Here is a 6249-nt window from a genome sequence, read left to right on the forward strand (position 1 = left end):
TGATCTATCTGGACACCAACGTCGTGGTGGCTCTGCTGACCCCGGAAGAGCGCAGTGCCGCGAATCCTTGATCAGCAGAGACTGGATTGATCACCGAAACCCACAGCGCCCTGGGAATTGACGTTGCGGTGGGGGAAGCGACCAAAGCGGGCGATCACATCCCGATGCCGGCGGGCGAAGTCGGTGGAGCGCGGATCGCTGAACCTCTCGAGCAGAGGCGGCTTGAGCGTGGGGTCAATTCCAGTTCTCAAGCCATCGGAGTTGATAGAAATCCTCAGCAAGCTGGGGGTTGAGGTGGTTCGCCGGCGCGGCTCTCACCAGCAGTTTCGTGATGCCAACAGCCGCTGCACGACTGTCTCCGCCCAAAAAGGGCGCTACATCGCACCGCCGCTCCTGCGCCAAGAGGTCCTCTTTGCCATTGGGTTGATCAGTCAGTCCCTGCTGCGGCAATTGGAGATGAGCTATCAGTTGTCGCGCCAGCCTTAGCCTGGAGGGCCGGCGAGCTGTCCGGTCGTTTGTCAAAGCCCCATGACCCAATCCAACCCTGCTGTTGCTGCTGAGGCTCCAGGCCAGGCCTGGGCTGTCACGGCCGACAAGGTCAACGACGTGGTCACCCGCCTGGCGGCGGCGGCTTCTCCGCTACGGCTGATCGCGTTCGGATCAGCTGCCCGTGGCGAGCTGGCCGCAGCCAACGATCTCGATTTGCTGGTGATAGAAACCCAGCTCACCAGCCGCTACAGCGAAATAGTGCGCCTTCAAAAAGCGCTGCGGGGCGTGTTGATGTCGGTGGATCTGGTCGTGACCAGCCAGGCCAGTTACAACAAGCGCTGCCAGATTCCTGCCACCGTGGAGTATGCAGCGCACAGGGAGGGTCGAGTGCTCCATGACTCGCTCTGATCAGGCACGACTGCTGCAGCGCAAGGCGGCTCAGGACCTGGCCGTGCTCGACAGGCTGCTGGATGATCCAGCCATCGACGATGAGACCCTCGGCTATCACGCCCTGCACGGGCACGACTATCCTCGCAGCCACAACATCGGCCTGCTCCTTGATCTGCTGGCAAGCCACAGCATTCCCCTGCCCGAGCGCTTCGAGGCCGTGCAGACCCTCACGCCGTTCGGCACGGTGTTCCGTTACGACGACCTGCCGCTGGATGACACCCCCGATCGTCACAGCTGGCCGCCCCTGCTTCACGCTTTAGAGGCCCACGTAGTCAGGGCGATTGAGGCCGGGGGCTCTCCTGAGGGAGGTCCCAGCCCATGAGCTCCACGAAGAGTCCCAGAAGGTCTCTTCGGAGTTGGTAGGCGCGTCTGATCCTTACGGTGAGCTGCATTAGCCGGCCAGCCTGAGCTTGGGGCGCTGCAGTAACCAGCGCAGCAGCGACAGAACAATGATCAGCCCGATGCTGGTGTTCCACAGCCAGGACGGACGCTCGGCCAACCGTTGCGGCACCGCCAGCAGCAGCAGGGCCAGGGGGATGCCGATGGCCAGAACAAGCTCGCGGAGCAACGGCATCTCTCCTTTGACCGAACGGTATCCAGCACCGACGACCGCGCCATCCAAGCTCCTTCAACCGTGCTAGTACATGCGTACGCAATGGATGAGTCATGGGCGCCTCTCTTCCCCGACCCGCAGCACTGAATGCCCGGCTCGATCTCCCGATCGAGGAGTGGCCCTACCTCGATGAGATGCTGCTCAAGACCCGCAGCCGCAAGGTCTGCATGACCTGCCACTGGTTCAGACACCACGCCGGGGTGAACTGCATCCCGGGGCTCACCAGCCGCTGCCAGGGCTGGAGCGATGACTTGGTACGCAGGACGGATGGGCCTAGCTGCTGATCGCGGCCGCCGCCCTCTTGCCGGGCCAAAGCCGACAGTCCTGATCAGCATCAGACAAAGCGCGATCCCGCTGTGCTGGAGCCCACCAACCTGCTGCTGCTGGCCTGCGCGCTGATCTACGGCCTGATCGGTGAACCGCAGGAGGCGGCGATTCTGCTGGTGTTCGTGGCGGGCATCAGCCTTCTGGATGCCTGGCAGCAGCGCCGCAGCCGGCGCGCCCTGGCGGAACTGGCGCGTCTCTCCGCCCCACTGGCTCATGTGCGCCGCGATGGGGTGGAGCTGGAGCTCCCTCCCGAGCAGCTAGGTCCTGGGGATCAGCTGCGGCTCGAGGAGGGTGACCGGGTGGCCGCCGATGCGCAGCTGCTGGAGGGGGTGGGCCTGTGGCTGGATGAATCGCTGCTAACGGGGGAATCGCTGCCGGTGGCCCGCGAGCAGCCAGGCGATCTGCTGCGGGCCGGCTCGCTGGTGGCCAGCGGTCGGGGCTGGGCGACGGTGGTAGCGGTGGGGGAGGCCACCGAACTCGGCCAGATCGGCCGCAGCTTGGCCGAGGTGGAGCCGCCCCCGACACGTCTCCAGCGCCACACCCGCCGGCTCACTGCCCGGCTCAGCCTGCTGGCCCTGGCCCTCTGCGCGGCGCTGGCCGCTTGTGCAGGGTGGCTTCAGCGGCGACTGGAGCACGGCGCTGCTGGCGGCCCTGGCGCTGGCGCTGGCGGTGCTGCCCAATGAGATCCCGGTGGTGCTGGCGCTGTTTCTGGCGCTCGGTGCCCTGCGCCTGGCCCGCATTGGCGTGCTGGCGCGCCGGCCGGCGGCCGTCGAGAGTCTGGGCAGTGCCACGGTGCTGGCGGTCGACAAGACCGGCACGCTGACCGAGAACCGTATGGCAGTGGCCCAGTTGCTCACCTGGCCAACAGGTGAGCGCTGGCGCCGCGGAGAAGCGCTCGCGGAGCCCTGGCATGGGGTGCTGGAGCTGGCGGTGCTGGCCAGCCGCCACGATCCGGTGGATGCGATGGAGCTCGCCATCCAGCGACTGGCGGATCAGGAGCTCGGCCACAGCGAACACCTCCATCCCGACTGGCCCCTGGCGCGGGAATACCCGTTGCAGAGCGATCTGCTCGTCTATTCCCAGCTGTGGCACGACGGCGCCGGTCAGCCCCATCTGGCGGCCAAAGGGGCTCCGGAGGCCATCGTCCAGCTCTGCCACCTGGAACCAGGAGCGAGTGAAGCCTTGCTCGCTGCGGCGGCTGAGCTGGCAGGCCAGGGGTTTCGGGTGCTGGCGGTGGCCCGCGGACTCGATGGTGCTCCCCTACACCCCCAACTCAACGGTTCCGGGATGGGGCCGCAGGCCGGCAGCCCGCCCGCCAATGTCCACGACTACCTGTTTGAGCCTGCGGGCCTGATCGCCCTGGCCGATCCGTTGCGCTCAGAGGTTCCAGCAGCCATCGCCCGGGCCCATGGGGCCGGTGTACGGGTGGTGATGATCACTGGCGATGGGCCGCAGACCGCCAGGGCAATCGCCGATCAGGCCGGGCTGCCCCCGGGGCCGGTGCTGAGCGGGGTCGATTTGGAGGCCCTTAGCCCTCGGGAGCTGGCCGGCCAGGTGGCGCAGGTGAGCGTGTTCGCGCGGGTGCTGCCGCAGCAGAAGCTGCAGCTGGTGCAGGCGTTGCAGGCAGCCGGTGAGGTGGTGGCGATGGGCGGCGATGGCGTCAACGACGCCCCAGCCCTCAAGGCCGCCGACATCGGCGTGGCGATGGGCAAGCGTGGCACCGCTGTGGCGCGCGAGTCGGCCGATCTGGTGCTGCTGCAGGACGACTTCAGCAGCCTGGTGGAGGCCCTGGCCCTGGGCCGCCGTATCGAGGCCAACCTGCACCGCGCCCTGGGGTACACGTTGGCGATTCATCTGCCGATCGCCGCCATCAGCCTGTTGCCGCTGCTGGTTCCCGGTCAACCGCTGCTGCTGTTGCCGCTGCACATCGCCCTGCTGCACCTGGTGATCGATCCGGCCTGCACCGTGGTGTTCGAAGCCCTGCCCGCCAGCCGCGGCCTGATGAAGCAGCCCCCGCGGCCGCCCGAGGCGCCCTTATTCGGTGCCGCCACCTGGCGACGGGCCCTACTGCAGGGGGGCGTCTTTGCCCTGCTGGCCCTGATCCTGGCCTGCTGGCCGGGCCTTGAAACGGTGGAGCGGCGCAGCCTGGTGTTCGCGCTGCTGCTGCTCGGTGGCGGCGTGCTGGTGTGGCTAAACGGCGAACCCCGCCACCGCCTTACCCAACTGGGGGGCGCTATCGGTCTGGGGCTGGGGCTGGGGCTGTGGCTGCTGCTGCAGGTCATCCCAGGTCTGCCGTCCCTGCTGCAGCTGATGCCCCTGGGCCACCAGGCGACAGCAGTGCTGCTGCTGGTGGTTCTCGTCATGGCGCTGCTGGCTGTGGCCAGCGAGCGACAGACCCTGTGGCGCAGCTCAGAAGCGTGAGCCTGGCGTCTGGAGAAAGGCCAGCTCCGCCGCGCTCGACACCCGACCCAATGCAGCATTGCGATGCGGAAAACGCTGGAAGCGGGCGATCACATCCCGGTGTCGGCGAGCGAAATCAACGGTGCGGGGATCGGTGAACTGGTCAAATAGCGGCAGCGCCTCGTCCTGCACCGCCAGGTCTTCCGAGTGCATCAGCGGCATCAACCAAAACTGCCGCCGTGCTTGCTCAGGTTCGGCCGCCAGCCAGCCCAGTTCCACCGCCTTCTGACTTAGGGCCAGCGCCTGGGGATCGCCGGCAAAGGCCATCGCTGAATCGCGCCAGATTTGGCGTGGGAATTGATCCAGCAGCAGCACCAGCGCCAGGGCACGGCACGGCTCAGCACTCCAGGAGTCGAGTTCACCGGCGATCGCCTGGCGGATCAGCCTGAGAAAGCGTTGCTGCACCAGGTCGTCAAAGGCCGGGTCCTTGGCGAACCACTGGTGCGGCCGGGTTTCGGCAAACCAGAACTCGAGAACTTCGCTGGCCTTTTCCCGCAAAGCATCCATCAGAGCAGTGCCCGCACACTGGCCACTTTGTTTTCCAGGGTCTGCTCCTTGTCAGTGCGGGTATTGATTTTGACGGTGGTGTAGACGCGAGGGAAACCCTTGGCGTGCACCGTCTGGTGGCAGGCCTCAATTGCCTGGAACACCGGCTCCCACTCGCCCTCGATCGGCACCACGCATTGATCCACGATCACCTTCATGGTCAGACCCGGCACATTGCACCCATCGTGGAGGCACCTGCAAAGGAGCTGCTGTGTCTGTTTTTCCGCTGCTGGTAATTGTTCATGCCCTGGCCGCCACGGTGTGGACCGGTGGGCATTTGGTGCTGGATCTGGGGGTGCTCCCCAGGGCCTTGCGAGCACAGAGCGCGGCCCAGGTCCGCGCCTTCGAGGAGGTCTTTGAGCCGCTGGGGCTCACGGCCCTGGCCATTCAGGTGCTCACCGGTTTGTGGATGGGCTGGATCTATCTCCCCGGCTTCCAGGGGCTGTTCAGCCCGGCCAACCCGATTGGGATGTTGGTGGGCGTCAAGCTGTTGCTGCTGGCTGGCACCGCAGCCCTAGCCCTGCACGCCCGGTTGCGGCTGATCCCCAACCTCACCGACGCCAACCTGAGCGGCCTGGGCTGCCACATCCGCGGCATCACCGCTCTGGCGATCGCCTTCGTGGTGGTGGGGGCTCTGATCCGGCTGGGCGGGCTGGACTGAACAGAGGAGCATGGAGAAGGGAGCTCCTATTGGGATTGGGGTGTTGGTCCTGCCATCTCTGTAGGGCATCGGCCCTCAGCAACCCTCAGTTGATCGGCTTGCTCTCCTTCACCCCACCCATCAGCTGTTCAACCACCAGCTTCAGCAGCAGCGACACCAGACCAACTCCCCCCAGGATTAGGGCAGCGCCGTAGGCCAGTTCGGTGTCGTATTGCGTGTAGGCGTCTTCAATAAAAAGCGGCAGGGTTTGGGTTTGGCCAGCGATGTTGCCGCTAACCACGGCTACGGCGCCGAATTCACCGAGCGCACGGGCGGTGGTGAGGATCAGGCCAAAACCACAGCCCAGCGCATCGAGGGCTTGATCACAGTGGGGTCGATTCCAGCAACGCGGCTGCGGTATTTGAGCAACTGCACCACTGCGCTGCCAAACTGGCCGAGCAGGGCACCTTCAATGCCCTGATCAGCAACGGCCAGTGGCTGTTTGACACCGCCACTAGCCTGCAGCAGCGGCGGATCCGCTGCTGCAGGTGGATTTCTCGGCGCTCACCACCGACGAGCACTGGCAGCCCTTTCAGGCCGGTGAATCGCTGCTGCTCCAGGCGGGTGAGGTGATCCAGCGCAGTCGCCATGGGGTTAGGCCCGCCCCCGCTGCCCAGACTCCTGTGCGTTGATATTGACCGTGCCCGCATTGCCCACGCCCGTG

The 6249-nt window shown here is 66.0% G+C and carries 13 protein-coding genes and 1 pseudogene; 9 read left to right on the forward strand and 5 right to left on the reverse strand.

Annotated elements, in window-relative coordinates; translation table 11 throughout:
- Nucleotides 1–71: 71 nt before the first annotated feature.
- Entirely contained in the window at nucleotides 72–251 is a 180-nt protein-coding gene (locus KBZ15_RS16265; RefSeq protein ID WP_255016239.1) for a DUF924 family protein, read from the reverse strand.
- Here KBZ15_RS16265 and KBZ15_RS16270 point away from each other — a divergent pair.
- Genes KBZ15_RS16270 through KBZ15_RS16280 form a run of 3 tightly spaced genes read left to right on the forward strand, consistent with a single transcriptional unit; the run spans nucleotide 229 to nucleotide 1261 of the window.
- Complete coding sequence (locus KBZ15_RS16270) at nucleotides 229–486, forward strand: type II toxin-antitoxin system HicA family toxin (RefSeq protein ID WP_255016240.1); 258 nt, start codon at nucleotides 229–231, stop codon at nucleotides 484–486. The two genes, KBZ15_RS16265 and KBZ15_RS16270, sit on opposite strands and share 23 nt — an antisense overlap.
- Before the next feature lie 42 nt (nucleotides 487–528).
- A complete protein-coding gene (locus KBZ15_RS16275; RefSeq protein WP_255016241.1) occupies nucleotides 529–897 on the forward strand; it encodes a nucleotidyltransferase domain-containing protein in 369 nt (122 codons plus the stop codon).
- Complete coding sequence (locus KBZ15_RS16280) at nucleotides 884–1261, forward strand: hypothetical protein (RefSeq protein ID WP_255016242.1); 378 nt, start codon at nucleotides 884–886, stop codon at nucleotides 1259–1261. The genes KBZ15_RS16275 and KBZ15_RS16280 overlap by 14 nt, the downstream gene beginning before the upstream one ends.
- A 69-nt stretch (nucleotides 1262–1330) precedes the next feature.
- Here the strand turns inward: KBZ15_RS16280 and KBZ15_RS16285 are convergent, their stop codons facing one another.
- Nucleotides 1331–1513, reverse strand: coding sequence for a hypothetical protein (locus tag KBZ15_RS16285; protein WP_255016243.1), 183 nt, complete (start codon nucleotides 1511–1513; stop codon nucleotides 1331–1333).
- A gap of 92 nt (nucleotides 1514–1605) precedes the next feature.
- Between KBZ15_RS16285 and KBZ15_RS16290 the strand changes: the two genes are divergently transcribed.
- From KBZ15_RS16290 to KBZ15_RS16300, 3 genes are all read left to right on the forward strand, one after another.
- Nucleotides 1606–1836, forward strand: coding sequence for a galactose oxidase (locus tag KBZ15_RS16290; RefSeq protein WP_255016245.1), 231 nt, complete (start codon nucleotides 1606–1608; stop codon nucleotides 1834–1836).
- Between the two features lie 72 nt (nucleotides 1837–1908).
- Entirely contained in the window at nucleotides 1909–2562 is a 654-nt protein-coding gene (locus KBZ15_RS16295) for a hypothetical protein (RefSeq protein ID WP_255016246.1), read from the forward strand.
- On the forward strand, nucleotides 2483–4300 hold the full coding sequence (locus tag KBZ15_RS16300) for an HAD-IC family P-type ATPase (RefSeq protein WP_255016247.1): 1818 nt from the start codon (nucleotides 2483–2485) through the stop codon (nucleotides 4298–4300). Before KBZ15_RS16295 ends, KBZ15_RS16300 begins: the two co-directional genes overlap by 80 nt.
- On the opposite strand, the gene KBZ15_RS16305 is transcribed toward KBZ15_RS16300, so the two are convergent.
- The gene (locus tag KBZ15_RS16305) at nucleotides 4289–4846 is read right to left on the reverse strand and encodes a DUF924 family protein (protein ID WP_255016248.1); all 558 of its coding nucleotides are present in this window, start codon (nucleotides 4844–4846) and stop codon (nucleotides 4289–4291) included. The genes KBZ15_RS16300 and KBZ15_RS16305 overlap by 12 nt on opposite strands.
- The gene (locus KBZ15_RS16310; protein ID WP_396123522.1) at nucleotides 4846–5058 is read right to left on the reverse strand and encodes an MTH1187 family thiamine-binding protein; all 213 of its coding nucleotides are present in this window, start codon (nucleotides 5056–5058) and stop codon (nucleotides 4846–4848) included. The genes KBZ15_RS16305 and KBZ15_RS16310 overlap by 1 nt, the downstream gene beginning before the upstream one ends.
- Before the next feature lie 38 nt (nucleotides 5059–5096).
- On the opposite strand from KBZ15_RS16310, the gene KBZ15_RS16315 reads away from it, so the two are divergent.
- On the forward strand, nucleotides 5097–5546 hold the full coding sequence (locus tag KBZ15_RS16315; protein ID WP_255016249.1) for a CopD family protein: 450 nt from the start codon (nucleotides 5097–5099) through the stop codon (nucleotides 5544–5546).
- A gap of 85 nt (nucleotides 5547–5631) precedes the next feature.
- Here the strand turns inward: KBZ15_RS16315 and KBZ15_RS16320 are convergent, their stop codons facing one another.
- Complete coding sequence (locus tag KBZ15_RS16320) at nucleotides 5632–5826, reverse strand: hypothetical protein (protein ID WP_396123523.1); 195 nt, start codon at nucleotides 5824–5826, stop codon at nucleotides 5632–5634.
- A 149-nt stretch (nucleotides 5827–5975) separates the two neighbouring features.
- On the opposite strand from KBZ15_RS16320, the pseudogene KBZ15_RS18760 reads away from it, so the two are divergent.
- Both KBZ15_RS18760 and KBZ15_RS16325 read left to right on the forward strand, forming a co-directional pair.
- Nucleotides 5976–6035: pseudogene (locus KBZ15_RS18760) on the forward strand (hypothetical protein); the annotation flags it as partial.
- A gap of 38 nt (nucleotides 6036–6073) precedes the next feature.
- Nucleotides 6074–6217, forward strand: coding sequence for a hypothetical protein (locus tag KBZ15_RS16325; RefSeq protein ID WP_255016250.1), 144 nt, complete (start codon nucleotides 6074–6076; stop codon nucleotides 6215–6217).
- Nucleotides 6218–6249: the final 32 nt, after the last annotated feature.

It is taken from the genome of Cyanobium sp. BA20m-p-22 (assembly GCF_024346275.1).
Taxonomy (GTDB): domain Bacteria; phylum Cyanobacteriota; class Cyanobacteriia; order PCC-6307; family Cyanobiaceae; genus Cyanobium_A.

Bases quoted from the DNA above. Each gene is read 5' to 3' on its own strand.
- KBZ15_RS16275 (WP_255016241.1), top strand. From the start codon at position 529: ATGACCCAATCCAACCCTGCTGTTGCTGCTGAGGCTCCAGGCCAGGCC.
- KBZ15_RS16280 (WP_255016242.1), top strand. From the start codon at position 884: ATGACTCGCTCTGATCAGGCACGACTGCTGCAGCGCAAGGCGGCTCAG.
- KBZ15_RS16285 (WP_255016243.1), bottom strand. From the start codon at position 1,513: ATGCCGTTGCTCCGCGAGCTTGTTCTGGCCATCGGCATCCCCCTGGCC.
- KBZ15_RS16290 (WP_255016245.1), top strand. From the start codon at position 1,606: ATGGGCGCCTCTCTTCCCCGACCCGCAGCACTGAATGCCCGGCTCGAT.
- KBZ15_RS16305 (WP_255016248.1), bottom strand. From the start codon at position 4,846: ATGGATGCTTTGCGGGAAAAGGCCAGCGAAGTTCTCGAGTTCTGGTTT.